Genomic DNA, 19,123 nt, shown 5'->3' on the forward strand with positions numbered 1-19,123 from the left:
GACCAGGGCCAGCGCAGAGTCGCGGACAGCCAGTACCTCCGCCCGTTCGGCCGCCGAACCTCCGCCGACGTGCGCTACGAGCGGGACTCGGCCGTGACCGGTGCGGCCGCCCGCCTCCGCACCCCCGTGCGTTCGGCCACCGCGGCGGTACCCCTGCCCCCCTCGCCGACCGCATCCGCCTGGCGCTTGCGCGTGCTCACCCCTGCGGGGATGGAGGTCGACGCCCGAGCGGCGATCCGGGCCGCCGCTGAGGAGGGCACAGTGGTTGGTTTCATCACGCTGGTGCCGCGCTGCAGCCAAGCCGCGTTGGCCGCGGCAGCCATCAACAGCGCCAGACCGGCGCCATCTACAGAATCGCCCGGACGAAACGGCACGCCGCCGAGCCGAACCTCGGCCACCGGCGACGGAGCGGCCAGCACCGCCCGCACCTCGGGCATGGCCAAGAGCGCGGCCAGAAACGAGCCCGTGGGCAGGCGCAACTCGGTCGCGCCGGTCGTCCGAAGCGCCACCCGCAGAGTCGAGTCGGCCCGCGGCCGGGCCGCGCGGCGAGGAAGCACGAAGCGCAACCCCGCGCGCCCCCGGATCACGGTCTTACCGGACGGCTCCGCTTGACCAGGTGCCAACAACATCACCCAGACCCCCACACCGCTAATCTACTACGCCAGCAGCGTAGCCAGGAGGGGTTTATGGCCATTCCTACATTGGCTCAGTCGACGCCTGCGACATCCTGCGGCGGCGCCCTGCGGTTGACACCCGCCTGCCCGGAGGCGCTGCGGGCCTTGCTCGATGCCGGCGGCACCGCGGCGTTCATCGGCCGGGAAAGCGGCCGGTGGGGAACGAAGAGCGCGGAACTAGCCGTCGGCAACCTCTTCGGCGGAATGCGCTTGCTGGCCCGCCACGGCATCGACGTGGACCGCGCCGCGCTACCCGCCAAGAACGCTCTGGTGGAGCAGTTGCGCGCGGAGGGCAGGATCATCCGCAGCGTCGAGGCCGGCAGCGGTCGTCCCTTCGAGAACCTCGTCCTCGTCCGCCGCTATGCCAGCAACCTGGTCGTCCACCTGTCCGTCGGCACCGGCCGCAAGATCGACGAGACGCTCCTCCAGCAACCGCTCGCCAAGGACATCGCCGACAACGCGATTTTGGCCCACAACGCGGTCTTACTTGCGTGCCAGGAGGCCACCCGGCTGGGCCGCGGCGACTTCGTCGCCAGCCCGATCGACGCCGCCCTGCAGGCGCAAGCCAAGCGGCGCCACTTCGTGCCGTGGATCTTCCTGGGCGACCGGCCGCCGCACGCCTACGGCCCGGACGTCCGCGACGAACTGCTGCGGGCCGGACGCGGCGGGGAGCAGGAGTCCGAGCACTTCGGCGTGCGGGGCATCAACGGCCGCTACGAGAACACCGGGGAGGAGTTTGTCAACGGCCGGGTGGCCTACGCCTTCGAGCACCCGGTACCGCCGGGCACCGACATCGCGGTACTCCGACGCCTCGGCGGCCGACGCCGGATCCGGATTTGCTACCTCGACGAACCCGGCTCCCGCCCCACCGCCGCGGAGGTCCTCTCCGGCCCGGTCGCCGACGTCGCGCTGGGCCACGGCGAGCTCGTCGACCGCGTCGAGCTGCTCTGCTGGTTCTTCGCCCACTTCGGCCTGCCCGAATGGGGCTACGAGGCGTGTGCCGACTACTTGCTCGCGCACGGCTGGAACACCCAGGCCGCGCGCCAGCGCGGAAAAGCTGGCCGCTACGCACGCCGCACCCCCGACGGCCTCAGCCTCGCCCGCAACGTGTGTCGCCCCATCCTGGATCACCTGGAGGACTTCATCCATGAGCGGATCTCCGTACCCGCCGGTTTGGAGCCGGTAGCGACACTCGCACCGCGAGACGGCCTCGGGTCGGTCGACCTCACCGCCGCCGACGATCCGTCGTCGCCGGCCGAGGACCCGGGCGGCGAGACCCGGACCGCTCCCATGCCAGCCGCGGCTGGGGCTTCCCACCTATACATCGCCGGATTCCGGCCCGCCCGCGGTCACTGGCTCACCGCCGCGGACGCGACTCGGATCAAGAAGGTCCTGCACGAGGGCCGCACCCGGAACCGCAACCGGGGCCGCTACACCTTCGCCGGGCTCCGCGTGCGCACACCTGCCGGACTCGGCCGGCTAAAGCCCCGCTGCCGCGATGGCGACGTCGTCTACTCGATCGAGTTGAGGGCCGAGGGCCGTAGACGCTATCCCTATGTGCGGGTGCCGCATCGCGCGCTGGTCGCCTCGGTCGTGACCGCGCTGGTGGACCACGCCGACCGCCTGGCCCGCTGGCTCGCGGAGCGCGATACCGAGGAAGAGGCCCGGCACAACGCGGAACTGGACGGCCTGGCCAAGGAGCTGACCGAGAAGCGGGCGGCACTCGCCCGGTACGAGGGCAAGTGGATCCAACTCGACGGCCCGGCACTGCTCTCTGCCAAGCAGGAGTACAACGCGCTGAGCGCACAGTGCGTGCATCTGCAGGAGCGACGCGACCGGCTGGAGCGCCCGGCGCACCTGGTCGATGGCACCCACGCCCGCGGCGTCGCCGTGGACGTCTTGCTGGACCTGCTCGTCGACCTGCGAGATCCGCACAGCGTCCGGTACCGGGCGCCGCTGCTGGATGCCCTCGAGCTGACCGTCACGCCCGAGCGGGGCCCGCACCGCGGCCGGGGCTGGGAGCGGCGGCTGCGCTGGCAGGGCGTCTTCCTGCTGCACGACGCCGAGGGCACGTGCCAGATCCCCCTGGCGGGCGCCACCACCCCGCCGCTGACCCCCGGCGTGGCGGAGCTGCTTCTGTCCATGGTGGAGCAACTGCGCGCGGGGGTGCCGTTCCCCTCCACATCCCGGCAGTGGCTGCCCGACCTGCGCGCCGCCCTCGGGATCACGGACGGGATCTTCCGCCTCTCCGCCGTCACCGATCCCCGCCTGCTCCGGCTGGCCATGGACATCTGCCACCCACCAATGCCGTCCGGCACGCGGAACCGCCGGGACGCGGACCCGACCGAGGTGCCCCGCCTCGCCGGCCCGCCGATGCGCCCCGGCCAGCTGCCCGCGCTGGCCCGCCGGTTGGGCGAACCGCTGGCGCTGCTCCGGCGCATTCACTCGCTGTACGTGGCTGCGCCGACGCTGGGCTACCCCCGCTGGTTGCACAGGCCCGCGCCGCGGCTGGCCGCCGTCTTCACGGCCGCCTCCCCGCGGACCGGGATCGTGCGCCGCGCCGACGTGCCCGCCGAGGTCTGGCTGGGCGCGCAGCTGGCGCTCGCGGGAGCGGCCCGCCGCTTCGCGGCGGACTGGGAGCTGCACTCCGACCGCATGGTGCTGCGCGCCTGCGGCCACTGCGGCTCCCGCCGCCGCGTGCCGCTGCTCCTGCCGGAGGCGGACGGAGCGGTCTGTCTCCACTGCCGCCACGACCGAGCCGACGTCCCGTGGCCGGCGCGGTATGACCGCTACCGGGATCGGTGATCGCCCGCTGTCGCCACCCGATCCGAGCAACGCCGCCGGAGGCTTCGCGCCTATGTGGCGTCGCCGTTGGGCGCCACCATGCCGGCCCCTCCTCCCTCCGCATCGCCAAACACGGTGCCTCCGACCTCGGTCACTGACTTCTCGAGCTGGCCGTGGAGATCGCGGCAGTCGAGCGGGACCGGGCACGACGAGTCCTCCACCGACTGACAGCGGTGTGCTGATCGGGTTGGCGGCTCGTGCCGTCGAGGCAGCGAGATCGGCGGGTCTCGTCCGCTGACAACGGCAGCGAGCGAGATGCCGCGCCGCTCACTGCGATGCTGTCTTTGTCCCGCCGCCGTGTCGCGTCACTCGAGGCCGCAAGGACACCCTGACCGCGTTGCGCGTCCAGGCGTGATCGATGGCCTTCCCCGCCCAGACATACGCCTCCCCTGGTTGCAGGTGAGCAAGGTTCTCGGGCCGAAGACCGTTAAGTGCGGAGTTGGCCTTCTGGATGTGCTTGAGCCAGGCCGGCGACGTCATCTTGTGCAACACGACGAGGTCGGAGAGTTCGATGAGGGAGACCGGCACGGAGGGCGGATCCTGGCTGGCAACCAGGATGCTCATGCCCTTGTGCCGCATCTCGCGGACGGACTCGACGAGCACGTCGACGAGGTCGGGGCTGTCGATGTACTTGTGGGCCTCGTCGAAGACGACGAGCTTGTTGAAGTGGCCGCCGTCGACCTTGGCCTCGGCGAAGAGTTGCATGAGCACGACGAAGAGGCCGAGGCTCTCGTCCTTCTCGATGTACTCGTCGCGCAGGTCGACAACGATCAGCCGTCCTGGTCGCACATGATCGGAAATCCGCACCGAGTCGTCGATGTAGTCGGCGGCTAGGTCGAGTCGCTGCCGAGCGAGGTCCTTGAGGTTGTCGGCCATGCCGGAGGACTCCACCCCCTGACGCACGGTGGCGAGGCTCAGGCTGTTGCGATTGGCCTTGAGCACCTGCATGAGCTGACGGACGTACATCGCCTGGTTACCCACCGCGCCGAGCAGGAAGCGCCAGTGCGCGGCCTGCAGTTCGGAGGAGGCGAACAGGAGCGGCTGTACGTCGAGGTCGGGGAACTCCGCGCGGCGCTCCTCGACCTGGTCCCGGGGCGCGAGGAGCAGGACGTCCTCCAGCGCAGCGGGCTCAGCACCGTACCGGGCACGCAGCAAAGAGATCTGACCCTCGACGTCGTTGGCGTGCTTCATCGAGGTGAACTCGGGTGCGTAGTCCTGGGTGCGGCTGTAATGAAAGACGACGGTGGCCAGCGGGTGCGGCAGGTGGTTTACACCAGGAGAGCGCAGGGTCGCGCCCTCGATGATGGAACCGAGGGTGTAGCTCTTGCCGCCGCCTTGGACGCCGAACAGGCTGATGGTGTGGGTCTCGTTGAGGTCGAGACCCGCCTTCCGGCCGCCGGCGGCCTCACCGAGGATCGCCCATTGCGGCGTCGTGTTCGTGACGCCAAGGAGCACCGGTGGTGTGGTCCCCGGCGGCGAGGCGGCCGACACCTCCTCGACGGCGGGGACAGGCTTACCAACGACCGCGGGTGCGACCGAGGCTTCGTCATTCACGCTCGGCCGGTCGCTTGGCGACGGCGAATCGGAGTCTTCGGACACAGCGGCCGTGGCCGCCTCTCGGCCGGGCTCGACAGGAGGCAGAGCCGGCGTCGGCTGCCCGTCGGTCTCGGCTTCCTGCGGCTCGTCCTCCAACGCCTCCAGCGAGGGAGCCCGGAAGGCGGCGTGCTCGCGCCGAGAACGGGTGAGCGCCGGCACGGTGGTGGCGTAGGGCTCAGTGGCGTCGCGTGGCCGGTCGAGCTCGGTCGGCACGCCGGCCAGGAGCTCATCGATCTCGTCACGCCCGATGTGGTGGAACTCCACACCATCGATGACCTCAGGATCGCTGCCCTGACCCGCGAGCTCGAAAATGAGCCCGATTCGCTGAAAGGAGAGGGCGAACCCGTCGTCGAGGGTCTCCAGCAGCCGGCGCGCGTGCGTACTGACGGAGCGCCTGGCCATCCTGTAGCGCTCGGAGCGCTCAAGGTAGAACCGCAGCAGCGCAGCGAACTCGACGTTCTTCACCGCCCGGTCGACCCGGTCCGGGTTGGCGAGGTGGGGATCGAACTGCTCGGCCAGCACGGTCTGTGAGGTCTCGAGCTGTTCGGTGATCGATCGCTGCAGCGCCTCGTGCTCGGTGAGGGTGCCGATCCTGGAGTACGCCTTGACCTCGATCAGACGGCAGGTGATGGTCCGTCGCTTCGCGTCGAAGGAGAAGAGGGCCAGGTCGGTACGCCGCAGCGACTGCTCCGCCCCCGAGCGGCGCCGCGCCTCTACGTAGAGGTCCTGGTGGGCGTCGAGGGGTACGACGATCTGTTCACCGAGCGCCTGCTGGCCCTCAAGGTAGAGCCGCGCCAAGGCGAGCCCGAGCACCTCGGCGCGCTGATTACGCGCAGCGGAGGAGAGCTTGAAGGCGAGGCTGCCCGACAGCAACCGCAGTTGCTCGAAGAAGGTCTGCAGGTGGCGGTCGTCGACCGCCACCCCGTGGTCGCTGATCACCGGCCTCAATAGGCCCCGGAGTTCCTCGACCTTGCGCGAGCTGACCAGGACCTGACGGCCGAGACCGACGCGGCCGGCGACGTAGTCGATCACGAAGTCGCTGCTGCCTGCGCCCCCCGTTGCACGGTCGAAGTACTCCAGCCCAAGCGTCCGGTCGATGATGACCACCCAGTCACTGACGTCGTGGGCCTGGTGCAGCAGGGAGCGCTGCTGGCCGTCGAGGGTGAGGATGGTGGTGGGCACATGCCCGGTCCCCGTGCCGTCTGTGGCGACACTGGCCGCGGCATGGGCCAGCGTGCTCGGCAGTTCGGCGAGCATGTCGCTGAGGCCGCTGGCCGTGGCACCGGGTCGGGCGAAGACCGGGGTCTTGCGCCAGGTGACGCTGGCCCCGTCGTCTTCACCGTCGAACGCCGTGGTCGCCTGTTGGATCAGCCCGTACGCCGGCGGGTGCGCGATGTGCTGGACCGGCCCGGTCTCGTGCTCCTCACCGGAGAAGGCGTCGACAAAGATCGTCAGGTGAGCCTCGAACTCGGCTGTGCGGTTCTCGAACTCGTCCATGGACCGGATCGAGTAGGCGAGCTTGGGCACGCTGCCGTCCTGACGGGAGCCGAACGCGTCGGCCTCGTCGCTAGTGAATCGACTGTCGGAGCGAGTCAGGTCGGCCAGTGCCTCGCCGATACCGGGCATGGCCGTGTTGGGAGTGCACAGCCGCAGGTCGTAAGTTAGGTCCCGGGTCGTCGAGCGGCGCTGGAGTTCCAGGAGCATCTCGGCGATCAGTGCCGCGTCGCCGGGGTTGATCACGTTGACAACCAGGGTGCGGACATAGGCGTGCTGACGTACGTACCGCTCCACTCTGTCGGCCAGCACGCCGGCCGCCTGGTTGCCCCCGGCGGCACGGGGTGCATCCGGTACGCCGAGCGCGGCGGACAGCTTGTTGAGCAGGCCGATCGCGTCGTCGGTACGTGGGTGGACCAGGGCGGTCCAGAAGGGCGTCAGGTTGCCCACCGCGGCGAACAGGTGGTGGTTGTCCTGTCGCGGCACGGCGAAGGGAAAACCGAGGGAGTCGAGCCTGTTGAAGAAGCTCGCTGCCGCGTCGGCGGCGGCCTCCTTGGTGTGGGCGGCGAGCTCCCTGCGCCAGGCTGCGCCGACACCGCTCCACTGGGAGAACCACAGCAACCGCAGCGGATGCGTCGGCCCGACCAGCAGGATTCGATGGACGTCACCGATCGCGTCGAGATAGCGCACCGCGACGGCATCGATCTGTTGCAGCCCGGCAAGGGCCCGCAACGCCGCTCCCCGCTCGCTCTTCGCGACCTCTCCGGCATGGGCGGCCTGCGCGGCGATCAGTCGCTGATAGCTGGCCGCATACGCGACGATCTCGGCTGAGAGCGCCGGGAGATTGGTTGTCTCGACGACACCGCCCGGCTCGTCGTCGTCGGACGCACCGGTACCCGCGATCGCCTCGAACAGGGTGTCGCGAAGGTCGATGAACACACCGAAGGCCTGTTCCGCCGCGGGCCCGAGCGAGGCCACCCAGGGGATCTCGTCGCGCACGGGGGCTGCGGCGGCTCCCTCTTGGCCGAGGGCGAGCTGCCACATGCCGAGCTCACGCGGGCTGCTCACGGTGGCGCGCTCGATCTGGGTCAGCAGCCGGGACAGCCTGATCTCGACCCCGCCGCCCCCGGCTACGTGCACGTTGGCGCTGGCGTGCGCCGTCGTGCGCGAGCCGTTGACCCACGAGACCTCACCGGGAGTGAGCTCCTTGTCGGGGCGCCCGTCGGCGAGGCGGCCGAAGGCGAGCCGCTGGATCGCGTGGGTGAGGCTCTCGTACCGCTGGGCTCGGGTCTCGGGTGGCTCCTCGCTCTCGTCGGCGTTGACGACGTAGAACAGCTCGCTCATGCCCGAGGCAGGGGCGGTGACGATCCGGCGATCGGTGTCCGCGAGCGGGGTGATGATCAGGCGGTGCCAGCCCTCGTCGAGCTGGGCCTTGCGCAGATTGCGGATGGTGCCCTTGTAGCTGCTCTTGGGGCGTGCGCCGGCCGCAACGTTGACGACCTTGCCGGTCGGTTCGCCGTCCTCGGAGACCAACTCGACACGGAGCTTGAGCAGCCCGTCGGCGGTGGTCAGCGCCGGGTCGATCGTGATCGTCGCGGCGATGTCCTTGGCACCGGCGGGCCCGGCGATCAGGTACGGCTGTCCGGCGAGGGTCTCCAAGACCGGGTAGGTCTTGACGTGTTCGGGGTCGTCACCGACGACCGAGAGCCCGACGGCGTGGAGGTCGATCTTGAGCTGTACCTCACGTTCGCTGGGTGCGGGCCATCTGTCGAAGGTCAGGCTGCGGTTATCGCGGTCGGTGATGATCCGGCGGGTCCAGACGGCGCGGTCCTCGAGACCGATCTTGCCGGCGAAGCGGGCGAGGCGGGCGGTGAAGTCGGGGTCGGTGAGGCCGAGGGAGAGCACCCGCTGGCGCTCGTCGAGCTCGCTGCGGCTGAGGTCGTCGACGTGGGCTCGGTTGCGGCCGACCCGCTCGGGCACGTCCTCGACGTCGGTGAACAGCGACAGGTCAGGCACCAGGCCGAAGCAGTAGAGCGCCGCCCCGGCGGCGTCGGGCTCGTAGTCGTTGGCGGCGAGGGTGAGCAGGTAGCGCACCCATGCCTGGTCGGTGGAGCGGTTGTCCCTCTTCGCGGTGAGGGCCTGCTCTAGGCGGAAGATCCCGCCGCGGAGCGAGGCCGGCACCCGGCTGATCAGCTCCGCGCGCACCAGGGCGTAGGCGTTGCCGAGCTCGATCTCCTCGAAGGTGGCCACCCCGAAGGAGTCCTCGGCGCTGGCACGAAGGCCCGGGGGCACGAAGACCAGCATCGGCCCCGAGGTCCCCTCGACCGGCCGATTCCGCAGTTCCACGAGTTGGGTGCTGGTCACCAGGGTGTCGTCGCCCTGGGCGACCTCCTCGTCGGTCGCCAGCAGGCAGACCACGGTGCCCGGCAGGGTCGCGGTACGCAGCCGGTGCACGAGGCGGGCGGCGAGCTCGCCATCGAGTTCGGTGACGCGCATGCAGTGGCCGGCCTGCCGGCTGGTGAGCAGCCCAAGTAGGTGAGGGACGAGCACGTCCTCCAGGGCGCTGCGGATCTCTGCAAGGGTGGGCTCGGTCAGTCCGACCGCGGTGGCCGTCAGCGGGTGCTCCTCTCCGGGTGAGCGCCGATGGTGAAGCGCGGGGTGACGGTCTGGGTCAGGTAGGCATCGGAGAGATCGCGGTAGTAGCCGATCTCGCGAAGCCGGTCGACGAAGGCGGCGGTGTTGGCGCGCAGCGCAGCCCGGTCAGGCAGGTCGGGGCCGTGGAAGCCGTCCTCGGTCGGGAGGGTGTCGATGTAGAGCCCGTAGCGGGTCTGCAGCGTGTCGAGGACCTCGTCGACCCGCATGGGCCGGGTGCGCATCCGCCCCGAGTCGTCGGGCTGCACGAGGCACACCTGCAAGAGCACCTCCAGCAGCCGGGAGTCGAGCACGAAGCGACGCACGCCGGCCCTGCCCCGCGGCTGGGTCAGCAGCTCCCCGGCCCGACCCTTGAGGAACATCGAGTCCAGGCAGTCGACCAGATACTTACGTTGAAAGGCCCCGCGGTAGTGCATGATCAGCTCGAGGTAGGTGTCGAGCCGGCTCAGGTCGAGGTCGATGATGGTCTGCAGCTCGGGGGCGAGCGGCTCCTCCTCGTCGTCGAGGATTCGACGCACCCGCATGTCGAAGAAGACCTCCCGGTCCGCCTCGTACCTCCTGTCCAGCAGTGCGATCGCATCGGCCGCCGGCAGGTGATCCCGACCGGGCATCGACAGCTTGCCCCGCCGGTGCAGGTCCTTGGCGAAGTCGGTGAGCTTCAGCACCGCGAACGTGCCTCGGACGAACTGCGGTAGCCGGCCATACCAGGTGGCCGCGCTGTGGACCGCATACGCCGCGGGCGGCCCGCTGTCCGAGCCTGCGACGTCGACGAAAAGATGCGGGCGGAAGCGGCACTGCTCGTCGCGCTTGTGACCGACAGTGCAGGCGTGATCGACGGCGCCGTCGCGCACGGCGGCGGGCACGAGCTTGAACAACCGCAGGTGGTAGAGCGCCAGGTGAAAGGAGAGCAGGATCTTGAGGTGCTCCACGAGCACGGTGCGCGGCATGAACTCCCGGTGCAGCAGTAGTCGCAGCACGTCCTCACCGAGCAACTCGGCCGGCTGGCGGCACAGCTGCTTCTGCTCCCGACGCGATGAACCGTCGGGGCGGTCCTGTGCCTTGCCCTGAGTGGCCTCGACCATGCTGAGCAGCGCCTGCGACTCCACGTCGATGTCGGGGCCCGGCACGACCTCGCCGGTGGCTGGGTCGATGTCGGAGAAGAAGAACTCCCGCAAGGCGTTCAGGGCGAGGTCGTTGACCGCGAGCATCTCGTAGAGCTGCTCGTCCGCGCCGTAGGGGCGGGACCGGGTGGTGTTGCGCAGCCGGTAGGCGAACCCGTGCAACGGACGCGGCCCGGCCACCGCCTCGGTCACCCGGCCACGGTTCACCAGGTCGAGCAGGTGGGATGCGACCCAGCGGCGGCTGATGTCCTCGTTGTCTGCGAACCCGTCGAACCGGCCGGACTTGTCGCTGACCAACAGCTCGAGATAGGCGTCGACATCCAGGTCGGTGGCCCGCCGCACCCGGCTGGTGACACCGCCGTGCCACAGCCTGGCCAGGAACGCGGTGAGGACCCGGTCCATGGTGAGCGACTTGTAGTCGATGCGGCTGATCGTGTCGCACCGAAAGGCACGGTCCTTGTTGTCTAGCGCCATTCCGCCTCCTCGGTTGCGGGCACGAGCGCCTCCTGGGTGATCAGGTGGAGCACCCCGTCATCACTGCGTCGCACGGTGTGCATCGCCGACCCGTCAACGGTCAACAGCACCTCCCGGTAGGGCACCGCGGCGAGCTGGTTCTTGAACACCGCCAGTGCGAGTGCGTAGCCCTGGTCGTCGTCGATGCTGGCCTGATAGCCACGGCGGAACCGTTCGATCAGCTCGAAGAGATCCAGCCCGATCCGCAGCTCCGCCGGCGGAATCTCCGCCCGGCCCGGGTCGGTGTAGGTGAGCCTCAACGCCGTCGGCCGAGTCTCCAGGTACGGGTGGGCGTCGGTGCCGACGCGGCCGGCCCGGAAGCCCTCACCGGGGAAGCGGCGCAGGCTGCGGATGGTGCCGCGTACGACGTCGCGGACCCGAATGACGAGCCCACCGGCGGCAAGCTCCGACGAGACGACGCCCTCGCTGCGGTTGAGTGCCTCCAGGAAGAGTCCGGTCGGCACCGGCCGCTTGCCGTCGAGCAGTTTCAGAAAGGACTGCACCGAGGCGTAGGGCAGCATCTTGATCGCCTCGCCGGGGTCGCGCATCTCGAAGTACGACAGTCGGCGGGCTGCGGACACGAAGCCGATGACGTCATCCGGGTGGGCGTCGGCACCGCTGACTTCGGCGTGCAGCGCCCGGAGCAGGTTCCGCTCCGGGGTGATCCGGTCGGTGGCGCTCACCAGGTAGTGCTCTAGCAGGCCTTCGCTGGCCAGACGCCGGTCGAGCACCGGCTGAGGTGGTCGGGCGACGTCGACATGGCGGAGCTGGAGGAGCAACCGATCACGCTCGGTCCCGGCGTCGCCGCCCCGGTAGGCGCTGAAGTAGTGGCTGGCCAGGATCGGCTCGGACCGCTGCGCGGCGTAGAGGTCGTGGATCTCGGCGCAGTCGCGCCCCGACGTGAGGGTGTAGGCCAGTGCGGAGCGCAGGTCGCGCAGCGTGATGTGCAGTCGACCGCGGAGCTGGGCGACCTCGTAGATCCGGCGCATCCGCTCCTTGACCTGCGGTCCGACGATCGGGTGGGCGATGGTGGCCGCGTTCTGCCGGGCGTAGCAGCCCTCCGCGAGGGCACAGCCGTCGCAGGCGGTCCAGAACTCCGGGCGGACCATCGAGTCGAGCATCCGCTCGAGGATCGAGTCGGAGGATCCATCGCCGCTGCGCGCGGCGGCCGAGCGGACGGTGACATCGCGGAGATTGAGGTTGACCACCGCAACCGACCCGGGCTCGTCGTCCTCGCCACGCAGCCCGACCTCGACGATCCGGGTCAGGGCCGCGAACTTCCCCGAGTGGTGGCTGAGGAAGTCGACCAGTCGGCCCTCATTGACCGCGATCAGCCGCGTCTCCCCGATCAGCTCACCGACCTCGTCGGCACCGGCGAAGGGAGCGAAGAACTCCGCGAGCACCTCGTCGCTGACGACACCGTCCTCGTCCTGGCTGCCGTCGTAGTTGGTGTGAAAGCGGCGCCCGTCGAGCTCAAAATCGGTGCCGTTGGCCCGCTCGGAGGTGAAGGTCGCACCCCGCTCACGTGCGGTCGCGGCGAGGCTCTCCAGGAACGCGGTCTTGCCGTCACCGGCGTTGCCGGTGACGATCACCAGCGAATGCTTGCCCGCCAACACGCTCGGCGCCAGGGCCAGGTCGAGCCCGGTGAGCACATAGACGCGGAGGTCAGTCGCATCCATGCCGCGGGTGCCGCGGTTGCTGCGCCTGCTCTGGCTGTAGAGCGTCTGCAGATGGGCGACAAACGGGTTGCGCTCGGACGAGGCCCGATCGCCGTCAGTCGCCCCGACCGGAGCGGGCTTCACCGGCCCGGGGAGCTTCGGCTTCGGTTGCTCGGCAGCCGCCAGGAGCGCGGTGTGGAGTTCCTCGGCGCTGGTGAACCGGCCACCGCGTTCGGGCGAGATCGCCTTGAGGATCGTCTCCACCAGTCTCGCCGGCACCGCAGGAAGGCTGTACCGCTCGCGCGGGTCCTCGGCCGACACCGCGGGCGGCGGCGTGCTGGCGCCGTCCCACGGATAGGCGTTGGTGAGCGCCTCGTACAGCGTGATCCCGAGCGCGTACAGATCCCGGTCGACGTAGCCGGCGGCGCTGGCCGGCACCTGGTCGAGATCAGGCGGGGTGTAGCGCGGGGTGCTGGCGGTGTGGCCCTGGGTGCTCTCGGGGGTCTTGGCGATGCCGAAGTCGAGGATCTTGACGCCGTCCTCGGTCCACAGCAGGTTGCCGGGCTTGATGTCGCAGTGCCACACGTCCAGGCTGTGCAGGTATTTCAGCCCGTCGGCGACGTCGAGACCGATACGCAGCACGTCGCTCGGGGTGAGCGTGCCGCCTCGGATCACTTCGCCGAGGTCCTCGCCGGTCACGAACTCGAAGACCAGGAACGGATACGGGTACGGCTGCGGGAGGACGTCGACGTCGAGCATCCGCACCACGTTCGGATGGGCCTGCGCGTCCTGGAGCCGAGACAGCACCATGCCCTCACGGCGGGCCCGCTCCCGGGTGCCCTCCTCGTCGCGCAGGATCAGCTTGATCACCCGATCGACGTTGCGCATGGTGTCGAAGACCCGGTACGCCACCCCGCTCGCTCCGGGCGTGCCGAGCCGCTGCTGCACGATGTACTTGGTGCCGAGCGCGAAGTCCCGCGGCAGGTTCCGCCAGTACTGCGGGTCCCGGCGCTTGTCGTCGTCACCGGCCTGCGACGCCTCCGGCGGCGCCGGAGGCTCTCCCCCGCCTCCGCCGGCGACCCGGCGCTTGGGCCGGTTGACCTCGCCGATGGCCAGCTCGAAGCGGCGGATCGCCTCCCGCGCGTCGGGCCGGTCCTCGGGCTTGGCAGCGCACAGCAGTGAGAGCCAGTGGCGCAGCGGCGCGGGCACGTCGGCCTGCTCCAAGTCCTTCTCCGGGAGCACTCCGCCTGCCCTGACCTGCTCGGTGACCGAGCCGAACGGCAGGTGGCCGGTGAGCATCTCGAACCCGATGACGCCGAGGGCGTAGATGTCGGCCTTGTCGGTCATCTTGCCCGGGCTTTCCAGCGCCTCGGGAGCGAGGTAGGCGTTGTCGGCGGCGGCGTGGGCGTCCAGGGCGACCGTGTGGGCACGCATCTGGGCGGTCTTGGCGTAGTCGAAGCCAGTGATCATCGCCCGGCCGTCCTGGGTGAGCAGGATCGTGGCCGGGCTCAGTGCCCGGTGCACGATCTTGCGGGACTGGGCGTGCGCCAGTCCGGCGAGCACCTGCCGCAGGATCAACAGCTTCCGGTCTCGGGTCAGCGGCTCGACCGGCTGCTCGCCCAGGTGCAGCCGCAGCGCGTGCCCGGGGATGTCGTCGTAGACGGTGACGAAGCCACGGTCCTCCGGGTCGGGAAAGAAGTCCTTCACCCCGACGATCGCCGGATGCGGCGGCAGCTTGCCCAGGGCTTCGTAGGCGATACCGATCTGCTTCTGTTGCTTCTCCCGCTGGCCTGTCGGCGCGTACAGGTCGGCCTGCCGCACGACGAGCCGCACCGTGCCCGAACCCTGCACGGCGTTGGCGTTCTTCGCGCGATACTCCCCCACCACGTCGATCCCGTCGGCGTGGATGGTCTCGCTCAGCGTGTCGAGCACCAGCCAGTTGCCGAACTGCAGCGGGCCGGTCGGCACCCGACCGATCCGCTTGACCTCCTCGACGATCGTGTCGTGGTGGCGCTGGATGTCGACGTCGACAGAGAACGAGCCGGTCGGGACCCGGGAGACGTCGGCGAGCAGGGCGACCAGGTGCTGCCGGTTGACCGTCGAAGCCGCGTCGCGTTGAGGAGTGTTGTGGTCGACGAGGCGCGCGTCGGCCGCCGAGAGCACAACCGCGGCATCGACGTAGACGCGAGAGAGCTGAGGGTATGCCTCCTCGAGGAGGCTCTTGAGCCGCTTGGCGTTCTCCCGCAGCTTCGGCAGCGGCGTGTGGAACGGGGACCGCCCCGCCGGCATCCACCGCGACCCCTGCACGTCGATGCGCCCGAATGTGCCCTTCACATCGATCACGTAGACCATGTGGCCGGTCACGACCACGAGGTCCACCTCGAAGAGCCGGCCCCGGCTATCCGGGATCTCCAGGGAATGCAGGACCGTCCACTCATCTGACCCGTGATCGCGCAGGTGAGCAATGACAGCCCGCTCCGCATCGTTCACGGGCGGCCCGATGGGAACGATCCTCGCCATCAGCCCTCGGCCCCCTCAATCGCGGCCGTCAGCAACGACAGCGCCTCGTCTTCCAGCGCATCCGCACGGTCACGGTCGAGGTACGCCTGTCGGACCGTGTCCGCGATGGAGTCTCTGTCTGACGCTGTGGCAGTAGGCACGGGCATCTGATGCAGGAGCGAGGAGTGAATGCTTTGGGGCCCAGACCCCGCCAACATGCTTCGAAACATCCGGTGAGCGACGGGCGAGCGGAGAAATGCATACAGGTAGGCGCCCGGCACCTCTGGGTCACCGCTCTCAACTCGAAGCAGATCCTCCGTGAACGAGTACTTGAGCCACTCGCCGGTGATCAACACAGACCTTCCAAATAGCCCGTTCTCACTCGGCATGCCTCGCGCCGCAGTCAGGATCGTTTCGTTGGACACCTTTAGGGAGAAGCCCTTCGGGGCTCGAATCCAGCGCTCCTCCGGACGGATCCAAAACAGTTGCTTCTGTCCCATGAATGGAACACCCTCGCCTGGCTCAGTGGCAACCCGAGTGAAGCGCATGCCCCGCTCAAGCGTGCCGCCAGCACAGATGTCGCCCAGAGTTCGGAACGGAACAGATTGAAGCGCCTCGCGTAGACGAACGGCTCGACGAGTGAAGTTCATGGCCCGAAGAGACAGCGGGGTCAGTTCAGATACCGTGAACCCAAGATCTGGTTCTTCGCTATGCCAACGGTAATCGATGAGCTCAGGAAGGCCGACGCTGCGAAAGAAGTTCTCGCTAGCGCCCACGAGGCCGGCCTGAAAGGCAGCCCGCAGGTGGGCGCTCTGCTCGACCAAGTTGTGAATCCGCTGCTCCAGCGCCAAATCGAATCGGGGCACCGGCAGGTCAACCAGGTGATGGGGCTCGATGTGCTGGATGATCGCGCCATACGCGGAGGAGACGATCATAGGCACGCCGAAGCGACTACGAAGGAACGTGTAGAGGTAGCCCGACGGGATCTTCGCGGGATCGGACTGCACCTTCATCACATGCTGCGAGGTGCAGAACCCTGCCATGTCGGGCCGCGCATATGCCATCCGCCCAATGGTTCCCGAGCAGGAAATTAGCGAGGTCCCGGGCTCGACTTTCAGGTACTCGAGCGCATTTGCAATGGGCTTGCTAAGCCTGGGCAGGTAGCTGAAGTCGGCCTCGAGCATGTCCGTGCTGCCCAGGAAGGGCACGCTCTGTTCAGGGTCGTCCAGGTACACGCGGCTGAACTTGGGGCCGTTGAAGATGCCGCCGTTGTGGCCAGCCGTGACTTGGTCGAGACGCACCGTGTTCGGAAGAGCTTCCAGTCGCTTACGTGCCTCCAGTGCACCGGACAGATACGGCGATGCGTCGAGTCGGAGGCCTTGGTCGAAGAACCAATCGGCTCTGACTGGATTGTCGATGCTGGCGATTTTCACGCGCCGACTCCCCGCGCCTCGCGGGGGTCATAACCGGGAATCGGGTGGCGCTTTCGGAACTCTGAGTATTTCTGTGCGATCACCGGCAGATCGTTGTCGATGACCTGCCGGCTGCGCTTCACCGTTCGGGTGCGCCGCTGGCCACCGATGGTCAGGTACTCAGTCTCCTCGTACGTCTCCATGATCAGGTCACCGTTGGGTGACCTCTTGTAGAGATCGTTGCCGCGACGGTCGAAGCCAACCTTCTCCGCGACTGCCATGAAAACCGGGTAGGAGACCGGGCCGTTGAGCCGCTCGGCGGCCTTCTCCTCGAACGTCTTCCGCTTGAGGAAGAGCAGGGTGGTGAGGATGTTGACGTTGGCGTCGACAATGAAGGTCTCCACCGGCAACTCGACGCTGGCGAGCACCCAACACTCCCGCAGGATGAACCGGCGGATCCCCTCGTCTGCCGGGCCAGGGTTGGACAGGATGCCGTTGGGCAGGACGATGCCGAGTCGGCCGCCGGGCTTGATCCACTCAATGGCTCGCTGAACGAAGAGCTGCTCGGGTGCCATAGAGCCCGGCAGGTTAGGGCTGGCCACAAGTTCGCCGGTCTTCTTGTCCCGCGACCAAGACTTCGCCACGCCCTCGCGGAAATCGCCGAGGACGGACTCGTCGCTGATCGGGATGTCGGCACCGAAGGGCGGGTTGGTGAGCAGCACGTCAACGGCGCCACTGCGGCCGTCCTTCGCGAGTGGGATCCGCTTGATCGCCTCGGCGACCCCGGAAAGGTGGCCGCGCGGAAAGGCGAGGGAGTCCATGTGGAAGACATTGCCGGGGGTGTCGGCCAAGGTCATGATGTTCATCGAGGTGGCGCGAACGAGGAACGGATCGAAGTCGGCGCCGAAGAGTTGCTCGTCGGCGTACTTGCGCAGCCGGTCACGGTAGCGCTCGCCCTGCTCCGGGGAATCCGGAATGCCGCGGGTGCCGTCCTCGTCCTGCATCTTGTGGTGCAGGTGGGTGAGAGTGGCGTGCAGAAAGCCACCGGTGCCGCAGGTCGGGTCGAGGACGGTCTCGTCCTCCTGCGGGTCCAGGATGTCGATCATCAGCTTCACTGCGCCACGCGGGGTGAAGTACTGACCGCGGTCGCCGCGCAGGTTGGTGCCAACCAACTCCTGGTACGCCAGTCCCTTCGCGTCGATGTCGGTCAAGCCGAGGTCGTAGGGGGCCAGCTCGGAGACTATGAAGGCGAGTGCCCGGTCCGAGAGGGTGATCTCGTCGTTGGCCTTGAAGAGCCCAGAGGAGGCGTACTGCCGCTTGACGTCCTCGAAGAGGTCCGTGATTCGCACCCGGATCGCGGTGCGGCCCTCGTCGTCGTACGGCTCAGCCATCGAGGTATAGAAGCGGCGCGGGCTGCCCCTGCGGACGGCCCGCTCGTCATACATCTTCGCGAAGAGCAGGTAGAGGAACTGCCAGAAGGCGGCGTCCTTCGGCATGCCCTCGTTTCCGTGGACGTAGTTGTGGCAGCGCCGGAAGGTGACCTTGAGCATCTCCGGCTCGGCGCGGCGCAGCTGCTGGGCGGAGACCACCTGGCCGCTGCCAACAGTGCCGTCGGCCAGCGGCCAACCCGAGCGCTCGTGGAAGTCCGCACCCCATCGGGTGGTCTCCTTCTCGATGAAGAAGATGTCGACGTTGTCGGTCCACAGGCCCCAGCAGCGCTCGGGATAGTCCTCCGCGCCGAGCAGGTCCTGGACGAACGCCATTTCGGATTTCATCTGGTCGTAGGTGCGTAGCTTGACGACGTTCTTGCCGCGGTTGGGCTCCCTGTTGACAACCACCACGCGGCGCAGGTTGTCGGCGGTGTGCTCGCTGCCCGGGGCGAAGATCGCGATGTCGACCTTGGCGCGGCGCTTGCCCTTCTCGGTCGCGACCTGGACCGGGAAGTCGAGCTCCATGTCCTCCGGGGCGAACTGGTACTCGTGGAAGAGCACCCGCACAATCCGCTGCCGGACCTGCTCCTTCGGGGTGTCCTTGATCGGCCTATCGGTGAGGAAGTCGATGAGGAAGCCCTCGTCGAGGTGGTGGACCCGCGCCTCAGTCTCCGTGTCGGGCCGGGCTGCGCTGTCCAGCGTCGTCGGGTCAACCATTTCGGTTGAGCTCACCATCACATTCCTGTCCGTTGTGCTCGTCACGGGGCAAGGCTGGGCCGCCCGGGGGCGACCAATGCCAAGAGTTGTCGGGCCACACAGGGGGCGACCAGTGCCCCGAGTTGTCGGGCCGCACCAGGACGACCAGCGGCCCCGACTTCCAGTCCTACCTGGCCAGTGCAGGCTAGTGGAGTGGTCCGACACGAGGCGCGGGTGACACCGAGTCGTGACTGATCCGCCCCCGCTCAACTTGCCTAGAACAGGGGCGCCCCCTTGGCACATGTTCGACACCTGTTCCCAGCCGGGACTGGTCTGGTCTCGGCCGGCTCGGCCGCGCACCAGCGGCTGACCGCCGCGCTGGATGGTCGCCGCTTGGACCGGGCGCGCCACGACCGGCGTCCACCTGTGCGTTGTCAGCTCCGCCCTCGCGGCTCGTCGAGGAGGTGATCGACGCCAGCGGCGCCTCTGGGGCATGCCGGGCGGTCCAGGCGTCGGCCGCATCCTGGCACACGT

The 19,123-nt window shown here is 68.7% G+C and carries 7 protein-coding genes; 1 reads left to right on the forward strand and 6 read right to left on the reverse strand.

Annotated features, from left to right (window positions below; genetic code table 11):
- Window positions 1-74 precede the first annotated feature (74 nt).
- Window positions 75-644: a hypothetical protein gene (locus tag ACI78Z_RS04140; protein WP_457035252.1), complete on the reverse strand. Its 570-nt coding sequence runs from the start codon at window positions 642-644 to the stop codon at window positions 75-77.
- Between the two features lie 42 nt (window positions 645-686).
- Between ACI78Z_RS04140 and ACI78Z_RS04145 the strand changes: the two genes are divergently transcribed.
- The gene (locus ACI78Z_RS04145) at window positions 687-3,479 is read left to right on the forward strand and encodes a hypothetical protein (protein WP_457035253.1); all 2,793 of its coding nucleotides are present in this window, start codon (window positions 687-689) and stop codon (window positions 3,477-3,479) included.
- Between the two features lie 306 nt (window positions 3,480-3,785).
- Here the strand turns inward: ACI78Z_RS04145 and mads8 are convergent, their stop codons facing one another.
- The 5 genes from mads8 to mads2 form a co-directional block, all read right to left on the reverse strand.
- The gene (gene mads8, locus ACI78Z_RS04150; protein WP_457035254.1) at window positions 3,786-9,104 is read right to left on the reverse strand and encodes a methylation-associated defense system ATP-binding protein MAD8; all 5,319 of its coding nucleotides are present in this window, start codon (window positions 9,102-9,104) and stop codon (window positions 3,786-3,788) included.
- Between the two features lie 116 nt (window positions 9,105-9,220).
- Window positions 9,221-10,855, reverse strand: a complete 1,635-nt coding sequence (mads7, locus tag ACI78Z_RS04155; RefSeq protein WP_457035255.1) for a methylation-associated defense system protein MAD7 — start codon at window positions 10,853-10,855, stop codon at window positions 9,221-9,223.
- Window positions 10,846-15,072: a methylation-associated defense system protein kinase MAD6 gene (gene mads6, locus ACI78Z_RS04160; RefSeq protein WP_457035256.1), complete on the reverse strand. Its 4,227-nt coding sequence runs from the start codon at window positions 15,070-15,072 to the stop codon at window positions 10,846-10,848. Before mads6 ends, mads7 begins: the two co-directional genes overlap by 10 nt.
- The gene (gene mads5, locus ACI78Z_RS04165; RefSeq protein ID WP_457035257.1) at window positions 15,072-16,484 is read right to left on the reverse strand and encodes a methylation-associated defense system restriction endonuclease subunit S MAD5; all 1,413 of its coding nucleotides are present in this window, start codon (window positions 16,482-16,484) and stop codon (window positions 15,072-15,074) included. The genes mads6 and mads5 overlap by 1 nt, the downstream gene beginning before the upstream one ends.
- Window positions 16,481-18,655, reverse strand: a complete 2,175-nt coding sequence (gene mads2, locus ACI78Z_RS04170; protein WP_457035258.1) for a methylation-associated defense system DNA methyltransferase MAD2 — start codon at window positions 18,653-18,655, stop codon at window positions 16,481-16,483. The genes mads5 and mads2 overlap by 4 nt, the downstream gene beginning before the upstream one ends.
- Window positions 18,656-19,123 lie beyond the last annotated feature (468 nt).

The sequence above is a fragment of the Geodermatophilus sp. SYSU D01176 genome, from assembly GCF_054050015.1.